The following is a 17,907-nucleotide window of genomic DNA, read 5'->3' as shown; positions in this document are numbered from 1 at the left end:
GGCGTCAGCTTTCCGGATGTTGGCCAAGTAGTCCGTGTAGTTCCTCATGTCTGATCCCTCAGCTCCGCCGGCGACGCGTCCCTCGCTTCTGGACATTCGCGGCTTGTCGAAGAGCTTCGGTACGCTGAAAGCGCTCGATGGCGTCGACTTCACCTTGGGTGAGGGCGAGATCCACGCGCTGCTGGGCGAAAATGGCGCCGGCAAGTCGACCCTGATCAAGGTCGTCACCGGCGTGTTCGCGCGCGACGCCGGCACGGTGCGGCTCGCCGATCGCGAGATCGCGCCGCGCTCGGCCAAGGACGCCGTCGATGCCGGGATCGCCACCGTCTATCAGGAAGTGAACCTGCTGCCGAACCTGTCGGTGGCGCAGAATCTGTTTCTCGGCCGCCAGCCGACGCGCTTCGGCGTCGTGCGCGAGGGCGAGATGAAGCGGCGCGCGCGTGCGCTGCTGCTCGATTACGGCCTGGACATTGACGTCGGCGCGCCGCTTGCGAGCTACTCGGTTGCGGTCCAGCACATCACGGCGATCGCGCGCGCGGTCGATCTGTCGGCGCGCGTGCTCATTCTCGACGAGCCGACCGCGAGCCTCGACCGCCACGAAGTGGAAATCCTCTTCAGCGTGATGCGCAAGCTTGCGGAGCGCGGCATCGGCATCGTCTTCGTCAGCCATTTCCTCGATCAGGTCTATGAGATCTGCGACCGCGTCACCGTGCTGCGCAACGGCCGCCTGATCGGCTCGCGTGACATCGCCGACCTGCCGCGGCTCGACCTCATCCGCATGATGCTGGGCCGCGAGCTCGCCGAAACGACGCATGAGCGTGCGGCGAGCCAGCCCGACACGGCGCGCGAGGTCTGCGTCAGCTTCAAGGGCTTTGGCAAGCAGGGCTATGTCGCGCCGTTTGATCTGGAGCTGCGCCGCGGCGAAGTCGTGGGACTTGCGGGCCTGCTCGGCTCGGGCCGGACCGAGACGGCGCGGCTGGTGTTCGGCGCCGAGCGCGCCGACAGCGGCGAGGCCATGATCGACGGCAAGGTCATCAAGCTGAATTCGCCGCGCGATGGCGCAGGCTTCGGCTTCGGTTACTGCCCGGAGGAGCGCAAGACCGAGGGCATCGTCGCCGACCTGACGGTGCGCGAGAACATCGTGCTGGCGCTGCAGGCGCGGCGCGGGCTGCATCGCCCGCTGTCGCGGCGCGAGCAGGACGAGATCGCGATGCGCTACATCCGCATGCTCGACATCCGCCCGCCGGATCCGGAGCGGCCGATCGGGCTGCTCTCCGGCGGCAATCAGCAGAAGGCGCTGCTTGCCCGTTGGCTGGCGACGTCGCCGAAGCTGCTGGTGCTCGACGAGCCGACGCGCGGCATCGACGTCGGTGCCCATGCCGAGATCATCCGTCTGGTCCGCGAGCTGTGCGACCAGGGCTTGGCGCTGCTCGTCATCTCCTCGGAGCTCGACGAGATCGTCACCTATTCGAACCGAGTCGTGGTGCTGCGCGATCGCGAACATGTCGAGGAGCTGAAGGGCGACGCGATCGAAGTCTCCAGCATTCTCGCGGCGATCGCCGCCGACACCGCGCCGGCGCACGAGGCCGCATCATGACGCTCCGCATTCCCCGCCGCGGCATGGCTCAGGCGCTGGCGCTGATCATCATTCTGATGATCGATCGTCTGGTGTCACCGCAGTTCTTCAATCTGCATCTGCAGGACGGCCGTCTGTTCGGCAGCGTGATCGACGTGCTCAACCGCGGCACGCCGGTGGCGCTGCTGTCGCTCGGCATGGTGCTGGTGATCGCGACCGGCGGCATCGACCTCTCGGTCGGCGCCGTCATGGCGATCGCGGGCGCGACAGCAGCGAGCCTCGCCGATACGCATTCGCTGCCGGTCGTGCTCGCCTCGGCGCTCGCCGTCGGCCTCGCCTGCGGGCTGTGGAACGGCATCCTCGTCGCCGTGCTCCGCATCCAGCCGATCGTCGCGACACTCATCCTGATGGTCGCGGGCCGCGGCATCGCGCAGCTGATCACCGAAGGCCGCATCGTCACCTTCACCTCGCCGGACCTGGTGTGGATGGGCAATGGCGCCGTGCTCGGCCTGCCGACACCCGTGGTGATCGCCCTGGGCATGCTGCTGGTCACGGCGGCGGTCGTGCGCGGCAGCGCGCTCGGGCTCCTGATCGAGGCGACCGGCGGCAATGCGCGCGCCAGCGAGCTCTCCGGCGTTGGCACCCGCGCGATGATCCTCTCGGTCTATGTCTGGTGCGGCCTGTGCGCGTCGCTGGCCGGCGTGATCGCTGCGGCCGACATCATGGGCGCCGATGCCAACAACGCGGGACTCTGGCTCGAGCTCGACGCCATCCTCGCGGTCGTAATCGGCGGCACCTCGCTGTTCGGCGGCCGCTTCAGCCTGGTGCTGGCAGTGGCCGGCGCGCTGATCATCCAGGCCATGAACACCGGCATCCTGCTGTCGGGCTATCCGCCGGAGCTCAATCTGCTGGTCAAGGCCGTCGTCGTGCTGGCCGTGCTGCTGGCGCAGTCGCCGCGGCTCGGCGATCTCTCGCGCTTCACCGCGCGCTGGCGGAGGACCAAGCCATGAAGGCCTCGACCTCGGTTGCGATCACCGCCTTCGTGCTGGTCGCCGGCTTCGCGCTGTGCGCGCTGCAATTCCCGAACATCGCCTCGACCCGCGTCGTCGCCAATCTGCTCACCGACAATGCCTTCCTCGGCATCGTCGCGGCCGGCATGACCTTCGTCATCATCTCCGGCGGCATCGATCTCTCCGTCGGCTCGGTGATCGGCTTCACCACAGTGTTCACCGCGCTCGCGATCGAGCGCTGGGGCATTCCGCCGCTGGCCGCGTTCGCGCTGGTGCTGGTGCTGTGCGCGCTGTTCGGCGCCGCGATGGGCACCGTCATCCACGTGTTCGAGCTGCCGCCCTTCATCGTGACGCTGGCCGGCATGTTTTTGGCGCGCGGCATCAGCTTCCTTTTGTCGACCGAATCGATTCCGATCACCGCGCCGATCTACAGCGCCGTTTCGGATTTTGCGATCCGCTTGCCGGGTGGCGGGCGGCTCACCGCCATCGCGATCGCGATGCTGGTGATCCTGGTGCTCTGCGCGCTGCTGCTGCACCTGACGCGGTTCGGGGCCAACGTCTATGCGCTCGGCGGCAGCCGCGCCGCGACCGCGCTGATGGGCATCCCGGTCGGGCCGATGACGATCCGTATCTATATGCTGTCCAGCGTGCTCGCGGGTCTCGCCGGCATCGTCTTCTCCTTTTATACCGCGGCCGGCTATTCGCTCTCGGCGGTCGGCGTCGAGCTAGACACCATCGCGGCCGTCGTAATCGGCGGAACTTTGTTGACCGGCGGGCAGGGCTCCGTCATCGGCACCTTCCTTGGCGTCCTGATCCAGGGCATGATCCAGACCTACATCAATTTCGACGGCACGCTGTCGAGCTGGTGGACCAAGATCGCCACGGGGGTTCTGTTGTTCGTCTTCATTGCGCTGCAGCAAGGTCTGATGGCGCTCGCGCGCCGCTCATCCGTCAAGCCCGCAGGGGCCAAGCTGGCGGGCGTCAAGCCTGCAGCAGAGGTCAAGCCCGCGGGAGCGCCGACATGACGTCGTCGCACATCGTCTCGATCCCGACGCGCCGGGCGCATTCCAACCACGCCGAGGTCGCACGTAGCATCGGCATCGACATCATCTCTGGCAAACTCGGCGAAGGGGCGCGGCTGCCGGGCGATGCCGAACTGACGGCGACGTTCGGCGTCTCCAGGCCGGTGCTGCGCGAGAGCGTCAAGACCCTGGTTGCCAAGGGCCTGCTCTCGACCAAGGCCCGCGTCGGCACCGTCGTGCGCGAGCGCTCCGCCTGGAACATGTTCGATCCCGACGTGCTGGCGTGGCATCTCGACGCCGGGATCGACAAGCGCTTCCTTGCCGACCTCGCCGAGATCCGGCTGGCGATCGAGCCGCGCGCGGCAGCGCTCGCGGCCGAACGCCGGACCGACGACGACGTCGCGGCCATGCGCACCGCGATGGCGAAGATGGAGCGCGAGCCGTCGACCTCGGTCGCCTTCGCCGACGCCGACCTCGCCCTGCACATCGCGATCGCCAATGCGTCCGGCAATCCCTTCATGCGCTCGATCGGCGCGGTCATCGAGGCGGCACTGCGTGCCTCCTTCGTCTTGAGCGCTCCGGTGGAGACCGCCGATCGCGACACCGTGCTGGTCTGGCACCAGCGCATCATCGACGCGATCGCCAATGGAGACCCCGAGGGCGCCTCGGAAGCCATGATCGAAGTCATCTACAACGGCCGGCGGCGTCATGCGCAATCGGCTGCACGAACGGACCAGGAATGAGCAACGACAAATCAGACAAGCAGCTGCGCAGCCAGGCGTGGTTCGGCCGCCAGGACAAGATGGGCTTCTATTATCGCTCATTCCTGAAGAACAGCGGCACGCCGCAGGACCGCTTCGAGGGCCGGCCTGTCATCGGCATCTGCAACACCTGGTCGGAGCTGACGCCCTGCAACGCGCATTTCCGCGTCATCGCCGAGCACGTCCGCCAGGGCGTGCTGGATGCCGGCGGCTATCCCTTGGAATTCCCGGTCTCCTCGCTCGGCGAGGTGACGATGCGCCCGACCGCGATGCTGTTCCGCAACCTCGCCTCGATGGACGTCGAGGAGGCGATCCGCGCGCATCCACTCGACGGCGTCGTGCTGCTGATGGGCTGCGACAAGACCACGCCGGCGCTTTTGATGGGCGCGGCCTCGGCCGACCTGCCGGCGATCGGCGTCTCCGGCGGGCCGCAATTGCGCGGCGTCTATCGCGGCCAGATCATCGGCTCCGGCACCAACATCATCTCGATGAGCGAGCAGCTGCGCGCCGGCGAGATCACGCTGAAGGAGTTTCATGAGGCCGAGGCCGGCATGAACCGCTCGGCCGGCAGCTGCATGACCATGGGCACGGCTTCGACGATGGCTTCCATGGTGGAGGCACTCGGCATCGGCCTGCCGGAGAATGCCGCGATCCCCGCCGCCGACGCGCGCCGCAATCTGCTCGCCCGCATGGCCGGCCGGCGCATCGTCGAGATGGTCCATGAGGATCTCAAGCCGTCGGACATCCTGACCCGTCAGGCGTTCGAGAACGCGATCCGCACGCTGGCGGCGATCGGCGGCTCGACCAACGCCGTGGTGCATCTGCTCGCGATCGCCGGCCGCGTCGGCGTCGAGCTGACGCTCGATGATTTCGACCGGCTCTGCCGCGACGTGCATTGCCTCGTCGACCTGATGCCGTCGGGCCGCTTCCTGATGGAGGACTTCTACTACGCGGGCGGCCTGCCGGCGGTGCTGCGCGCGCTCGGGGAGCGTGGTCTGCTGCACAAGGATGCGCGGACGGTCAACGGCAAGACGCTGTGGGACAACGTCGCCGAGGCGCCGAACTACAATGCCGAGGTGATCACGCCGTTCGAGACGCCGTTCAAGACCGAAGCCGGCATCGCCATCCTCAACGGCAACCTCGCGCCCAACGGCGCCGTCATCAAGCCGTCGGCGGCCTCGCCGGAGCTGATGAACCACACCGGGCGCGCGGTGGTGTTCGAGAGCGTTGAGGAGATGCATGACGCGGTCGACGACGACACTCTCGACATCGACGCCTCCTGCATCATGGTGCTGAAGAACTGCGGCCCGAAGGGCTATCCCGGCATGGCCGAGGTCGGCAACATGCCGCTGCCGGCCAAGGTGCTGCGCCAGGGCGTGCGCGACATGATCCGCATCTCCGATGCGCGCATGTCCGGCACCGCCTACGGCACCGTGGTGCTGCATGTCGCGCCGGAGGCCACCGTCGGCGGACCGCTGGCGCTGGTCAAGAACGGCGACATGATCACGCTCGACGTTCCCGGCCGCCGCCTGCATCTGCATGTCAGCGACGAGGAGCTCGCCGCGCGCCGCGCCGCCTGGACGCCGCCGAAGCCGCATGCCGACCGCGGCTATCAGAAGCTCTACATCGATCACGTGCTGCAGGCCGATCGCGGCGTGGATTTCGACTTCCTGGTCGGCCGCACCGGCTCGCCGGTGCCGCGCGACAATCACTAAGAGGGGCTCATGACCGCTTCCGCCAAAAAGCTCTATAAGGGCGTCTTCCCGGTCGCGCCGACCGTGTTCGATGCCGACGGCCGCCTCGATCTCGAGGGCCAGAAGCGCGCGATCGACTTCATGATCGACGCCGGCTCGCACGGCATCTGCATCCTCGCCAACTTCTCCGAGCAGTTCGTGCTGACCGACGACGAGCGCGATCTCGTCATGACCACGGTGCTGGAGCATGTCGCCGGGCGCGTGCCGATCATCGTCACGACCACGCATTTCTCGACCTTCGTCTGCGCCGAGCGCTCGCGCCGCGCGCAGGACAAGGGCGCCGCCATGGTCATGGTGATGCCGCCCTATCACGGCGCCACCTTCCGCGTGCCGGACAGCTCGATCTACGAGTTCTATCGCGGCGTGTCGGATGCGATCTCGATTCCGATCATGGTGCAGGACGCGCCGGTCGCGGGGACGCCGCTGTCCGTGCCGCTGCTCGCGCGCATGGCCAAGGAGATCGAGAACCTCGCCTATTTTAAGATCGAGGTGCCGCGCGCCGCCGACAAGCTGCGCGCGCTGATCGAAGTGGGCGGCGCGGACATCCAGGGCCCGTGGGACGGCGAGGAGGCGATCACCTTGATGGCCGATCTCGACGCCGGCGCCACCGGCGCGATGACCGGCGGCGGTTATCCCGACGGCATCCGCAAGATCATCGATCCGTATTTCGCAGGCGATCGCGACGCCGCGGCCGCGGCCTATGAGCGCTGGCTGCCGCTGATCAACTACGAGAACCGCCAGTGCGGCCTTGCGACCTGCAAGATCCTGATGAAGGAAGGCGGCGTGATCAAGCACGACACGCTTCGCGCGCCGCAGCCGCCGATCCATCCGGCCACGCAAAAGGGCCTGATCGAGATCGCGCGCCGGCTCGATCCGCTCGTGCTGCGCTGGGGACGCTGAGCCATGAGCGAGCTTCGTGTCGCCATCGTCGGCTTCGGCAAGATCGCCAAAGACCAGCACGTGCCTGCGATCGCCGCCACCGACGGCGTGACCCTGACGGCGGTGGCGAGCCGCAACGCCTCGCTGCCGGGCCTGCCGCATTTCGGCTCGATCGAGGAGCTGCTGCGCGACGGACCGGAGATCGACGCGGTGTCGCTGTGCACGCCGCCGCAGGTGCGGCGCGCCCAGGCGCTGGTCGCGCTCGAGGCCGGCAAGCATGTCATGCTGGAGAAGCCGCCGGGCGCCGCCGTGAGCGAGCTCAATCCGCTGATCGCGCTGGCCGCCAAGAAGCAGCGCACGCTGTTCGCGACCTGGCACTCGCGCTATGCGCCGGCCGTCGAGCCTGCGCGCGAGTGGCTGTCGCAGCGCGAGATCCGCAGCGTCCGCATCGACTGGAAGGAAGACGTCCGCGTCTGGCATCCCGGGCAGGCCTGGATCTGGGAGCCGGGCGGGCTCGGCGTGTTCGACCCCGGCATCAACGCGCTGTCGATCCTGACGCGCATCCTGCCGGAGTCGGTGTTCGTCACCGAGGCCGAGCTGTCGTTCCCGTCGAACTGCCAGGCGCCAATCGCAGCCAATCTCTCGATGTCCACGGCCAGCGACCTGCCGATCGCGGCCGAGTTCGACTTCCGTCAGACCGGGCCGCAGAGCTGGGACATCCGCATCGAGACCGATGCCGGGCAGCTGAAGCTGTCGCTCGGCGGCGCGCGCATGACAGCGGATGATCAGTTGATGATCGACGAGAAGGAGCGGGAATATCCCGGGCTCTATCGCCGCTTCGTCGAGCTGACCAAGACTGGCGCCAGCGACGTCGATCTGGCGCCGCTGCGACTGGTGGCCGATTCCTTCCTGCTAGGCCGCCGCAACATCGTCGAGCCGTTCGAGGACTAAGCCATGGCAGAGCCACGGATCACCAGGGATGTGTTTGGCAGCCTGCCGGATGGCCGCGAGGTCGAGCGCGTCACCTTGCGTGGCGCCGGCGGCTTCGAGGCGCGGATCATCACCTTCGGCGCCGCGCTGCAGGCGCTGCTGGTGCCGGATGCGCATGGCGCCGTCGATGATGTCGTGCTCGGCCATGACGACCTGCTGAGCTACGTCAAGCTCCGCAAGTTCTTCGGCGCCACGGTCGGGCGCTACGCCAACCGCATCGCCGGCGCGCGCTTCACGCTCGACGGCGATGACGTGCGGCTGGAGGCCAATGACGGCGCGCACGCGCTGCATGGCGGCCCCGATGGCTTCGACCGCAAGCTCTGGCAGATTGTCGCCGCCGAGGACGACGAGCAGCCCTCCGTGACGCTGCTCTATGTCAGCCCCGACGGCGAGGCGAACTATCCGGGACGGCTCGACGTCCGCGTCACCTATCAGCTCACCGGGCCGACGGAACTGTCGGTGACCTTCGCGGCGCGGACGACCCGCACCACGATCGTCAATCTGACCAACCACAGCTTCTTCAATCTCGACGGCCTCGCGGCCGGCACCGGTATCCTCGACCATCGTCTCACGCTCGCGGCCGACCACTATCTCGCGATCGACGAGACTGCGATCCCGCTGCCCGGCCCGCCGCATGACGTTTCCGGCACGCCGTTCGATTTCCGCGACGCCCAGGCGATCGGCGCGCGCATCCGCGCCGACGAGGCGCAGATCAAATGCGGCCGTGGCTATGACCACAATTTCTGCCTGCGCGCGGGCGACGGCGTGCGCTTCGCGGCCCGGCTGGAGTCGCCGCGCTCGGGCCGCGTCATGGAACTGCACACCGATCAGCCCGGCCTGCAGGTCTATTCCGGCAACTACATCGACGCGACCGTCAGCGGCAAGGGGAGGGTGTTCCGCCAGTCCGACGCGCTCTGCCTGGAGCCGCAGGTCTGGCCAGATACGCCGAACCGTCCGGATTTTCTGAGCGCGCGGCTCGCGCCTGACGAGGTCTACAAGCACGAAACCATCTATCGCTTCTCGACCACGGGAGCGTCCGCATGATGATGGAGCAGGTGCCGACCACCATCCTTTGCGCCGAGCACTGCCATCTCGGCGAGGGACCGACCTACGATCGCGCGACCGACACCGCCTGGTGGTTCGATATCCGCGAAGGCCTGCTGTTCGAGGCCAACATCGGCAGCGGCGAGGTGCGCCGTCATGTGCTGGGTAAGATGGCGAGCGCGCTCGGCCGCATCGATGCGAAGCGGCAGTTGATCGTGGCCGAGGACGGGCTCTATATCCGTAGCATCGCCGACGGCGCGCTGTCCCTGTATCTCCCGCTCGAGGCCGACAATCCGGCGACGCGGTCGAACGACTCGCGCGTGCATCCCTCCGGTACGTTCTGGATCGGCACCATGGGCCGCAAGGCCGAGCGCGGGTTGGGCGCGATCTACGCGCTGCACCGCGGCGAGATCGTCAGCCTGTTCCCGAACGTCACCATTCCCAACGCGATCTGCTTTTCGGCCGACGGCGCGACCGGCTATTTCGCCGACACCGACGAGAACGTGCTCTACCGGGTCGCGCTCGACCCGCAGACCGGCCTGCCGCGCGGCGAGCCGGAGGTGCTGCTGCGCCATACCGGCACCGGCGGTCTCGACGGCGCGGTGGTCGATGCCGAGGGGCGGATCTGGAACGCGCGCTGGGGCGGCGGTTGTGTCGACGTCTACAGCCCGCAGGGCGAGCATTTGCGCAGCATCGCCGTGCCGGCAAGCCAGGCCAGCTGTCCGGCCTTTATCGGCAAGGACCTGTCGCATCTGCTGGTCACCTCGGCCTGGCAGGACATGGACGCGGCGGCCAAGGCGGCCGATCCCGGCCACGGCCAGACTTTTCTTCTCGACGTCGGTGTCCGCGGTCGCGCAGAGCCCGACGTCGTGCTGTCGATCTGAGAGGAGGAACAATCAGTCAAGCGTCGTTCAGCCTAACAGCTAACTGGTATCACGATACGCAATCGCGTAGTCTCGTTGAAATTCGAAAATCCAAGAGGGAGTGAAGCATGCTGAATTTCAAGACCATCATGGCCGCCGCTTTGGCCGGCCTCGGCGCCCTGGCGCTGTCCAGCGCCGCCATGGCGCAGAGCAAGGGCACCGTCGGCATCGCGATGCCGACCAAGTCCTCGGCGCGCTGGATCGACGACGGCAACAACATCGTCAAGGTGCTGAAGGATCGCGGCTACGCCACCGACCTGCAATATGCCGAGGACGACATCCCGAACCAGCTCTCGCAGATCGAGAACATGGTGACCAAGGGCGCCAAGGTGCTGGTCATCGCGGCGATCGACGGCACCACGCTGTCGGACGTGCTGAAGCAGGCCAAGGCCAAGGGCATCACCGTGATCGCCTATGACCGCCTGATCCGCGACACGCCGAACCTCGACTATTACGCGACCTTCGACAACTTCCAGGTCGGCGTGCTGCAGGCGCAGTCGATCGTCGACAAGCTTGGTTTGAAGGACGGCAAGGGCCCGTTCAACATCGAGCTGTTCGGCGGCTCGCCGGACGACAACAACGCCTACTTCTTCTACAACGGCGCGATGTCGGTGCTGCAGCCCTATCTCGACTCCGGCAAGCTGGTGATCGGGTCCGGCCAGAAAGGCATGGACAAGGTCGCGACCCTGCGCTGGGACGGCGCCACCGCCCAGGCCCGCATGGACAATTTGCTGAGCGCTTTCTACGGCAAGAAGCGCGTCGACGCGGTGCTGTCGCCCTATGACGGCCTCTCGATCGGCATCATCTCCTCGCTGAAGGGCGTGGGCTATGGCAGCGCCGACCAGCCGATGCCAGTGATCTCCGGCCAGGACGCCGAGGTGCCGTCGATCAAGGCGATGTTGCGCGGCGACCAGTACTCGACCATCTTCAAGGACACCCGCGATCTCGCCAAGGTGACCGCCGACATGGTCGACGCCTCGCTGGCCGGCAAGGAAGTCCCGGTCAACGACACCAAGACCTACAACAACGGCGTCAAGGTCGTTCCGTCCTACCTGCTCAAGCCGGTCGTGGTCGACAAGAGCAACTGGGAGAAGGTCCTGGTCGAGAGCGGCTACTACAAGAAGTCGCAGTTCGAGTGATCCTGGTCTAACAGACAAGCAGCCCTCTCCCCGGTCTCCGGGGAGAGGGATATCCTATTGGAGCTCGCGCGGCGGGGGCGAGTGGCGCTAGAACTGAGTGGCGTCAGAACAGAGACATGACACGATGACCGCAATCCTGGAAATGCGAAACGTCAGCAAGAGCTTCGGCAATGTCCAGGCCCTGCGTGACGTCAGCTTCACCGTCGAGCCCGGCGAGATCCACGCGCTGGTCGGCGAGAACGGCGCCGGCAAGTCGACCCTGATGAAGGTGCTGAGCGGGGTCTATCCGCACGGCCGCTACGAGGGCCAGATCATCTTCGAGGGCGAGGAGCGCAAGTTCCGCGACATCAATGATTCCGAGGCGCTCGGCATCATCATCATCCACCAGGAGCTCGCGCTGATCCCGCTGATGTCGATCGCCGAGAACATCTTCCTGTCGCACGCCCCGTCGCGCTTCGGCGTGATCGACCGCGACGAGGTCTACCGCCGCACCCAGCAATTGCTGGCCCAGGTGGGCCTGAAGGAATCTCCGGACACCCTGATCACCGATCTCGGCGTCGGCAAGCAGCAGCTCGTCGAGATCGCCAAGGCGCTGTCCAAGCGCGTCAAGCTGCTGATCCTGGACGAGCCCACCGCCAGCCTCAACGAGGCCGACAGCGCCGCGTTGCTCGACCGCCTCGTCGCCTTCCGCGAGCAGGGCATCTCCTCGATCCTGATCACCCATAAGCTGAACGAGGTCGCCCGCGTCGCCGACCGTATCACCGTGCTGCGCGACGGCCGCAGCGTCGACGGCATCGACTGCCGCGCCGAGCCGGTGCTCGAGGACCGCATCATCAAGAGCATGGTCAACCGCGACATGGCGCACCGCTTCCCGGAGCGCCAGCCGAAGATCGGCGAGCCGGTGTTCACGGTCGAGAACTGGACGGTATTCCATCCGCAGCACTCGGACCGCCGCGTCATCAAGAACGTCGACTTCCAGGTGCGCCGCGGCGAGATCGTCGGCATCGCCGGGCTGATGGGTGCCGGCCGCACCGAGTTCGCGATGAGCCTGTTCGGCCGCTCCTGGGGCGTGAACATCTCCGGCCGCGCCCGGCTCGAGGGCCGCGACGTCAATCTCACCAGCGTGCCGGCCGCGATCGATGCCGGCCTCGCCTATGTCACCGAGGACCGCAAGCAGCTCGGCCTGATCCTGGCCGACGACGTCCGCAAGAACATCACGCTCGCCAGCCTCAGCCAGGTCGCGCCGAAGGGCGTGATCGACGACATCGCCGAGCTCAAGGCGGCCTCCGGCTACCGCGGCCGCATGCGCATCCGCTGCTCGGATGTCTACCAGGAGGCGGGCCAGCTCTCCGGCGGCAACCAGCAGAAGGTGGTGCTGTCGAAATGGCTGATGACCGATCCCAAGGTGTTGATCCTCGACGAGCCGACCCGGGGCATCGACGTCGGCGCCAAATATGAGATCTACTGTATCATCCAGGAGCTTGCGGACGCCGGCCGGGGTGTGGTGGTGATCTCGTCGGAAATGCCCGAGCTGCTCGGAATCTGCGACCGGATCTGCGTCATGAACGACGGCGCCTTCGTCGGCGAGTTCGCGGGCCCGGACGCGACGCAGGAAAAGATCATGCGCGCCATCATGCGCAACGAAGCCCTTAAGAACCAGGAGACGGCCGCCTAAGCGGCCGGGAGGACACCAGCCATGACCGACAAGACGGTTTCACTCCCGGAAGAGAAGCCCCACACCGGCTTCCTGAAGAACAATCTGCGCAGCTACGGCATGCTGATGTCGCTGTTCGTCATCATGCTGTTCTTCCAGATCATGACCGACGGCACCCTGCTGCAGCCGCTCAACCTCACCAATCTGGTGCTGCAGAACAGCTACATCGTCATCATGGCGCTGGGCATGCTGCTGGTGATCGTCACCGGGCATATCGACCTCTCGGTCGGCTCGGTCGCCGGCTTCGTCGGCGCGGTCGCGGCCGTGCTGATGGTGCGCTATCATATCGACTTTCCGCTCGCCATCATCGCCTGCCTGATCGTCGGCGCCGCCATCGGCGCGGCGCAGGGCTATTGGGTGGCCTATTTCGGCATTCCCTCGTTCATCGTCACGCTCGCCGGCATGCTGGTGTTCAAGGGCCTGGCGCTGGCGCTGCTGCAGGGCCAGTCGGTCGGCCCGTTCCCCTCGACGTTCCAGAAGCTGTCGTCGGGCTTCATTCCGGAGCTGCTTCCCAGCGCCGGCAGCGTCAATCTCACCTCGCTCGCCATCGGCGCGGTGCTGACGCTCATCCTGGTCTATGCCAGCGTCAAGGGCCGCGCGCGTGAGGTCGAGCACGGCATCGACGTCGAGCCGTTCGGCGTGTTCGCCGCCAAGAACGTCGTGCTCGCCGGCGTGCTGATGTACTTCACCTACCTGATTGCTTCGCATCGCGGCCTGCCCAACGTGCTGGTGATCATGGTCGCCTTGATCGCGCTGTACGGCTTCATGACCCGCCGCACGGTGGTCGGCCGGCAGATCTACGCGGTCGGCGGCAACGCCAAGGCGGCCAAGCTGTCGGGCATCAAGACCGAGCGGCTGGTGTTCCTGACCTTCGTCAACATGGGCGTGCTGGCCGCGCTCGCCGGCCTCATCTTCGCCGCCCGTCTCAACACCGCAACCCCGAAGGCGGGTCTCGGCTTCGAGCTCGACGTCATCGCGGCCTGCTTCATCGGCGGCGCCTCGGCCTATGGCGGCGTCGGCCGGGTCGGCGGCGCGGTGATCGGCGCCATGATCATGGGCGTGATGAACAACGGCATGTCGATCCTCGGTATCGGCATCGACTATCAGCAGGTCATCAAGGGCCTGGTGCTGCTCGGCGCCGTCTGCATCGACGTCTACAATCAGCGGCGCTAGCGACCGCGATCTCCTTCCCAGGGCTGTCGACGGTTTGCAGCTACGGGGAGGAGATGGAAGCCAGGACTGCGACGCGCGGCGTATCGCCGCGGGTCATGTGCTCGTCATCTTTGCTGGTCGTTGAAGCGCGCGCATGAGGGCCGTTCGGAAATGGAGCGGCCGGGCAATTGCGCCGGACCGTAGTCTTCCGGCCCGCCAGTGCAGCAGTTCGCGTGAATTCCTTTAACTGACGCATTGATATCAGCTGCGGCAACTGGCCGAGCTGAAATGCATGTGCACGACGATCACCTTACCGCCGCGCGCGGGATCAATCTTGAAGCGGCGCCCACAGGACCACCGGCGATCGCCGTGGCTCGTGTGCGTTGCTGTCGCTCAGCCCGGCGAAGCGGGCCGAGCCGCCTTTCAAACAGACAAGAAGACTTCGCGATCGCATGGACGCGGCAAGCGCCGGTCGCGAACAGCTCTAGGTAGAGTCGCCGTAATATTACGGCTCTCATATTTAACGATCCAACAATCGAGTTCCACGCAATTTGAGCGAGTTCCGGCGAACAATGCGGCCCCGTCGGTCGGGTGAATCCAAGTCATGTGTTGCCAGCGGCGTATGGGCGCCGCGGCCGGAGTTCGGCGGACCACGGATGCTTAAAAGATGACGGACACGATGCCGACGACAGAGCCTGACGACGCTGGCGACAAGCAGCGGGCGTCGCATGCGCTTCCTCAGATGCTGGATCTGACGCAGGCGGCGCAGCTGCGTGAGGAGATGATCCGGATCGCAGCCGACAGCAGCATCGTGCTCGACGCCAGCGGGGTCGAACGGATGTCGACGCCCTGTGCTCAGATTCTGCTTGCCGCTGCCCGCAGCGCGCAGGCTGCCAACAAGCCCTTCAGGATCACGCAGGCCTCCGAACTGTTCAGGACGGCGATCAGCGACCTCGGACTTCGGCACGAACTCGATAAGTGGATGGAGTGACATGACCAAGCGAATTCTCGCAGTCGACGACTCGAAGACCATGCGCGACATGGTGTCCTTCACGTTGAAGAAGGCCGGCTTCGACGTTGCAGAGGCCGAGGATGGCAAGGCCGCGCTGAACGTGCTGACCGGCGGCAAGTTCGATCTGATCATCACCGATCTGAACATGCCGAATATGGACGGCATTTCGCTGATCAAGAACGTCCGGGCCGGCAGTCAGCACCGCGCGGTGCCGATCCTGATCCTGACGACCGAGAGCGATGGCGCCAAGAAGGCCGACGGCAAGGCGGCTGGTGCGACCGGATGGCTGGTCAAGCCGTTCAATCCCGAGCAGCTGATCGCGACGGTCAACCGCGTATGCCCGTAAGCTCCGAGCAGGAATCCTATCCGGTCGCGCAGTTCCGCAAGACCTATTTCGAGGAATGCGCGGAGCTGTTGGACGCCCTGCAGTCCAATCTGGAGCTGTTGTCTTCCGGGCAGGAGGATGACGAGACGCTGCATGCGATCTTCCGATCCGTGCACTCCATCAAGGGCGGAGCGGGGGCCTTCGGCTGCACCGATCTGGTGGCCTTCTCTCACACCTTCGAGAGTCTGCTGGACGCCTTGCGCGACCACAAGATCGCCGCGAGCCAGGAGATCAAGCAGCTTCTGCTGCGCGCCAGCGACGCGCTTGCGGACATCGTGAACGCAGCGCGGCTCGAGCAGCAGCTGCCGCCAAATTTTGCCGCCGATACCAGCGCGGCCATGCTGGATGCGCTGCAGGGCGCCGGGCAGGCGTTCGAGGTGCCGGCCGGCTCCGCCGCGGTGGAGACGAAGTCGCTCGGCGAGCAGAGATATCGCATCAGGTTCCGGCCGCACACGGAGATGCTGAAGAAGGCGAATGAGCCGCTGCTGCTGATCCGGCAGCTGCGCAAGCTCGGCGTGCTCAGCACCGAGGTGGACAGCTCCAGCCTGCCGGCGCTCGCCGCGCTCGATCCCGAGGCAGCCTACCTCAATTGGACATTCACCTTGGACACGGCGGTGCCGCGCGGAGCCGTCCAGGACGTGTTCGAGTTCGTCGAGGACGATTGCGATCTCGACATCGAGCTGGTCGAGGTGGCCGCTGGTCCGGTGGAGGCGGCCCCCAGCGATGCCGGCGGCGCAGTCGCGACGGCCGTCGCCGCAGTCAGCGTCGCACAATCGATTCGCGTCGACGTCGATAAGGTGGACCGGCTGGTCAATCTGGTCGGCGAACTGGTGATCAGCCAGGCGATGCTGACCGAGCAGGGCCTCTCGTTGCCGGCCGACAAATATCCGCAGCTCATTCAGGGCATCGAGGCGCTGGCCCAGAGCGCCCGCGAGTTGCAGGAAAGCGTGATGGCGATCCGCGCCCAGCCGGTGAAATCGGTGTTTGCGCGGATGCCGCGGATCGTGCGCGAGCTTGCCGCCACCTTGGGCAAGGAGGTGCGCATCGTCACCTCCGGTGAGATGACCGAAATCGACAAGACCGTCATCGAGCAGCTCAACGATCCCCTGACGCACATGATCCGGAACGCGCTCGACCACGGCATCGAACCGCCGGCCGAGCGAGCCGCTGCTGGCAAGCCGCGCCAGGGTACGATCCATCTCTCGGCCGCGCAGCGCAGCGGCCGCATCGTCATCGAGGTGTCGGACGACGGCCGCGGCATCAATCGCGAAAAGATCCTTGCCAAGGCGCGAGCCCGCGGCCTGGTGCCCGCCGGCGCCAATCTCAGTGATGACGAGGTCGACGATCTGATCTTCCTGCCGGCGTTCTCCACCGCCGACGTGATCTCGAACATTTCGGGCCGCGGGGTCGGAATGGACGTCGTCAAGCGCAACGTGCAGGCGCTGGGTGGACGGATTTCGGTGCGCTCGCGTTTCGGGCAGGGCTCCTCATTCTCGCTGTCGTTGCCGCTCACGCTCGCGGTCGTGGATGGCATGGTGGTGTCGGTGGGCGGTGAGACGTTCATCATCCCGCTCGTCGCCATCGTCGAGAACCTGCGTCCGCAGGTGTCCGAAATTCATCCTGTCGTCGGGCGCGGGCATGTCCTGGCGCTGCGCGGCGAATATCTTCCCCTGGTCTACCTGCACCGCGTGTTCTCGATCAGCGATGCGATCGGCGATCCCTGCCGCGGCATCGTTATCATCGTGCAGAGCGAGAACGCCGGCCGTGTCGGGATCGTCGTCGACGAGCTCCTCGGCCAGCAGCAGGTCGTGGTGAAGAGCCTCGAAGCGAACTACGAGCCGGTCGACGGCATCAGCGGCGCGACGATCCTGGGCAACGGCCGCGTCGCGCTGATCCTCGACGTCGCGCGCCTGCACGAGATCGACATCCGCGGGACGGCCGGCCGGCTGCCCGCGTCGGAGGATTCGAGAAATGAACCCGCAAAGGACATGATCCATGCAGCCTGACAACAAGCCGGCGGCGCAATTCGGCCAGGAAGCGGCCGTCAGCGAGAACGTGCAGCAGTTCATCACCTTCACGCTGGGCGAGGAGGAGTACGGCATCGACATCATGGTGGTCCGCGAGATCAAGGGCTGGACCGAGACGACGATGATTCCGAATTCGCCGGCGCACGTGCGAGGCGTGATCAACCTGCGCGGCATCATCGTGCCGATCTTCGATCTGCGCGCCCGATTTGGCGTCGGCGTAACCATCCCGACCAACATGCATGTCGTGATCATCGTCGCTGCGGGAACACGCACCGTGGGCCTGCTGGTCGACACCGTATCCGACATCATCTCAGTCGATCCGAAGGAGATCCGCGAGGTGCCGGACATGGGCATGCCGGTCGAAGACCAGTTCCTCGAAGGCCTGGTCGCGATCGAAAACCGGATGGTGACGCTGGTGTCGCTGTCCGGCCTGTTCGGAATATCGGCAGATTCAGCCAATCGTACGGTCCCCCAGGCCGATGCGGCCGTGGCCGCCTAAACCCCCAAGCAGATTTGCGA

Annotated in this window: 16 protein-coding genes; all 16 read left to right on the top strand. The window is 66.2% G+C overall.

Annotated features, from left to right (window positions below; genetic code table 11):
- The first annotated feature begins 46 nt into the window (after window positions 1-46).
- Window positions 47-1,597, top strand: coding sequence for a sugar ABC transporter ATP-binding protein (locus tag QXZ94_RS17700; protein WP_315721482.1), 1,551 nt, complete (start codon window positions 47-49; stop codon window positions 1,595-1,597).
- On the top strand, window positions 1,594-2,586 hold the full coding sequence (locus tag QXZ94_RS17695; protein WP_315721481.1) for an ABC transporter permease: 993 nt from the start codon (window positions 1,594-1,596) through the stop codon (window positions 2,584-2,586). Before QXZ94_RS17700 ends, QXZ94_RS17695 begins: the two co-directional genes overlap by 4 nt.
- Window positions 2,583-3,611, top strand: coding sequence for a galactofuranose ABC transporter, permease protein YjfF (gene yjfF, locus QXZ94_RS17690; protein WP_315721480.1), 1,029 nt, complete (start codon window positions 2,583-2,585; stop codon window positions 3,609-3,611). Before QXZ94_RS17695 ends, yjfF begins: the two co-directional genes overlap by 4 nt.
- On the top strand, window positions 3,608-4,351 hold the full coding sequence (locus QXZ94_RS17685) for a FadR/GntR family transcriptional regulator (RefSeq protein WP_315721479.1): 744 nt from the start codon (window positions 3,608-3,610) through the stop codon (window positions 4,349-4,351). The genes yjfF and QXZ94_RS17685 overlap by 4 nt, the downstream gene beginning before the upstream one ends.
- Complete coding sequence (locus QXZ94_RS17680; RefSeq protein ID WP_315721478.1) at window positions 4,348-6,084, top strand: IlvD/Edd family dehydratase; 1,737 nt, start codon at window positions 4,348-4,350, stop codon at window positions 6,082-6,084. Before QXZ94_RS17685 ends, QXZ94_RS17680 begins: the two co-directional genes overlap by 4 nt.
- Window positions 6,085-6,093: 9 nt before the next feature.
- Window positions 6,094-7,023, top strand: coding sequence for a dihydrodipicolinate synthase family protein (locus tag QXZ94_RS17675; protein WP_315721477.1), 930 nt, complete (start codon window positions 6,094-6,096; stop codon window positions 7,021-7,023).
- 3 nt (window positions 7,024-7,026) lie between these two features.
- Window positions 7,027-7,953, top strand: coding sequence for a Gfo/Idh/MocA family oxidoreductase (locus tag QXZ94_RS17670; RefSeq protein WP_315721476.1), 927 nt, complete (start codon window positions 7,027-7,029; stop codon window positions 7,951-7,953).
- Between the two features lie 3 nt (window positions 7,954-7,956).
- Complete coding sequence (locus QXZ94_RS17665; RefSeq protein ID WP_315721475.1) at window positions 7,957-9,036, top strand: aldose epimerase family protein; 1,080 nt, start codon at window positions 7,957-7,959, stop codon at window positions 9,034-9,036.
- Window positions 9,037-9,038: 2 nt separating this feature from the next.
- Window positions 9,039-9,920: an SMP-30/gluconolactonase/LRE family protein gene (locus QXZ94_RS17660; protein ID WP_315726342.1), complete on the top strand. Its 882-nt coding sequence runs from the start codon at window positions 9,039-9,041 to the stop codon at window positions 9,918-9,920.
- Between the two features lie 107 nt (window positions 9,921-10,027).
- Window positions 10,028-11,098 carry a multiple monosaccharide ABC transporter substrate-binding protein gene (gene chvE, locus QXZ94_RS17655; protein ID WP_315721474.1) on the top strand — a complete coding sequence of 357 codons (1,071 nt, stop codon included), beginning with the start codon at window positions 10,028-10,030 and terminating at the stop codon, window positions 11,096-11,098.
- Window positions 11,099-11,222: 124 nt separating this feature from the next.
- A complete protein-coding gene (mmsA, locus tag QXZ94_RS17650) occupies window positions 11,223-12,773 on the top strand; it encodes a multiple monosaccharide ABC transporter ATP-binding protein (protein WP_315721473.1) in 1,551 nt (516 codons plus the stop codon).
- A gap of 21 nt (window positions 12,774-12,794) precedes the next feature.
- A complete protein-coding gene (gene mmsB / locus QXZ94_RS17645) occupies window positions 12,795-13,985 on the top strand; it encodes a multiple monosaccharide ABC transporter permease (protein ID WP_315721472.1) in 1,191 nt (396 codons plus the stop codon).
- A 646-nt stretch (window positions 13,986-14,631) separates the two neighbouring features.
- Entirely contained in the window at window positions 14,632-14,955 is a 324-nt protein-coding gene (locus QXZ94_RS17640) for an STAS domain-containing protein (RefSeq protein ID WP_315721471.1), read from the top strand.
- Between the two features lies 1 nt (window position 14,956).
- On the top strand, window positions 14,957-15,322 hold the full coding sequence (locus QXZ94_RS17635; protein WP_172112185.1) for a response regulator: 366 nt from the start codon (window positions 14,957-14,959) through the stop codon (window positions 15,320-15,322).
- Window positions 15,313-17,367: a chemotaxis protein CheA gene (locus tag QXZ94_RS17630; RefSeq protein ID WP_315721470.1), complete on the top strand. Its 2,055-nt coding sequence runs from the start codon at window positions 15,313-15,315 to the stop codon at window positions 17,365-17,367. The genes QXZ94_RS17635 and QXZ94_RS17630 overlap by 10 nt, the downstream gene beginning before the upstream one ends.
- The gene (locus tag QXZ94_RS17625; protein WP_315721469.1) at window positions 17,357-17,887 is read left to right on the top strand and encodes a chemotaxis protein CheW; all 531 of its coding nucleotides are present in this window, start codon (window positions 17,357-17,359) and stop codon (window positions 17,885-17,887) included. The genes QXZ94_RS17630 and QXZ94_RS17625 overlap by 11 nt, the downstream gene beginning before the upstream one ends.
- The last annotated feature ends 20 nt before the right edge of the window (window positions 17,888-17,907 follow it).

This window comes from Bradyrhizobium sp. SZCCHNS2022 (genome assembly GCF_032377575.1).
GTDB classification, from domain to species: Bacteria; Pseudomonadota; Alphaproteobacteria; order Rhizobiales; family Xanthobacteraceae; genus Bradyrhizobium; species Bradyrhizobium aeschynomenes.
Note: the sequence above shows the minus strand (reverse complement) of the source record. Positions and strands in the feature narration are given on the sequence as shown.

Excerpts from the sequence above, each read along its gene's own strand:
- QXZ94_RS17700 (WP_315721482.1), top strand. The coding sequence starts at position 47 with ATGTCTGATCCCTCAGCTCCGCCGGCGACGCGTCCCTCGCTTCTGGAC.
- QXZ94_RS17695 (WP_315721481.1), top strand. The coding sequence starts at position 1,594 with ATGACGCTCCGCATTCCCCGCCGCGGCATGGCTCAGGCGCTGGCGCTG.
- yjfF (WP_315721480.1), top strand. The coding sequence starts at position 2,583 with ATGAAGGCCTCGACCTCGGTTGCGATCACCGCCTTCGTGCTGGTCGCC.
- QXZ94_RS17685 (WP_315721479.1), top strand. The coding sequence starts at position 3,608 with ATGACGTCGTCGCACATCGTCTCGATCCCGACGCGCCGGGCGCATTCC.
- QXZ94_RS17680 (WP_315721478.1), top strand. The coding sequence starts at position 4,348 with ATGAGCAACGACAAATCAGACAAGCAGCTGCGCAGCCAGGCGTGGTTC.
- QXZ94_RS17675 (WP_315721477.1), top strand. The coding sequence starts at position 6,094 with ATGACCGCTTCCGCCAAAAAGCTCTATAAGGGCGTCTTCCCGGTCGCG.
- QXZ94_RS17670 (WP_315721476.1), top strand. The coding sequence starts at position 7,027 with ATGAGCGAGCTTCGTGTCGCCATCGTCGGCTTCGGCAAGATCGCCAAA.
- QXZ94_RS17665 (WP_315721475.1), top strand. The coding sequence starts at position 7,957 with ATGGCAGAGCCACGGATCACCAGGGATGTGTTTGGCAGCCTGCCGGAT.
- QXZ94_RS17660 (WP_315726342.1), top strand. The coding sequence starts at position 9,039 with ATGGAGCAGGTGCCGACCACCATCCTTTGCGCCGAGCACTGCCATCTC.
- chvE (WP_315721474.1), top strand. The coding sequence starts at position 10,028 with ATGCTGAATTTCAAGACCATCATGGCCGCCGCTTTGGCCGGCCTCGGC.
- mmsA (WP_315721473.1), top strand. The coding sequence starts at position 11,223 with ATGACCGCAATCCTGGAAATGCGAAACGTCAGCAAGAGCTTCGGCAAT.
- mmsB (WP_315721472.1), top strand. The coding sequence starts at position 12,795 with ATGACCGACAAGACGGTTTCACTCCCGGAAGAGAAGCCCCACACCGGC.
- QXZ94_RS17640 (WP_315721471.1), top strand. The coding sequence starts at position 14,632 with ATGACGGACACGATGCCGACGACAGAGCCTGACGACGCTGGCGACAAG.
- QXZ94_RS17635 (WP_172112185.1), top strand. The coding sequence starts at position 14,957 with ATGACCAAGCGAATTCTCGCAGTCGACGACTCGAAGACCATGCGCGAC.
- QXZ94_RS17630 (WP_315721470.1), top strand. The coding sequence starts at position 15,313 with ATGCCCGTAAGCTCCGAGCAGGAATCCTATCCGGTCGCGCAGTTCCGC.
- QXZ94_RS17625 (WP_315721469.1), top strand. The coding sequence starts at position 17,357 with ATGCAGCCTGACAACAAGCCGGCGGCGCAATTCGGCCAGGAAGCGGCC.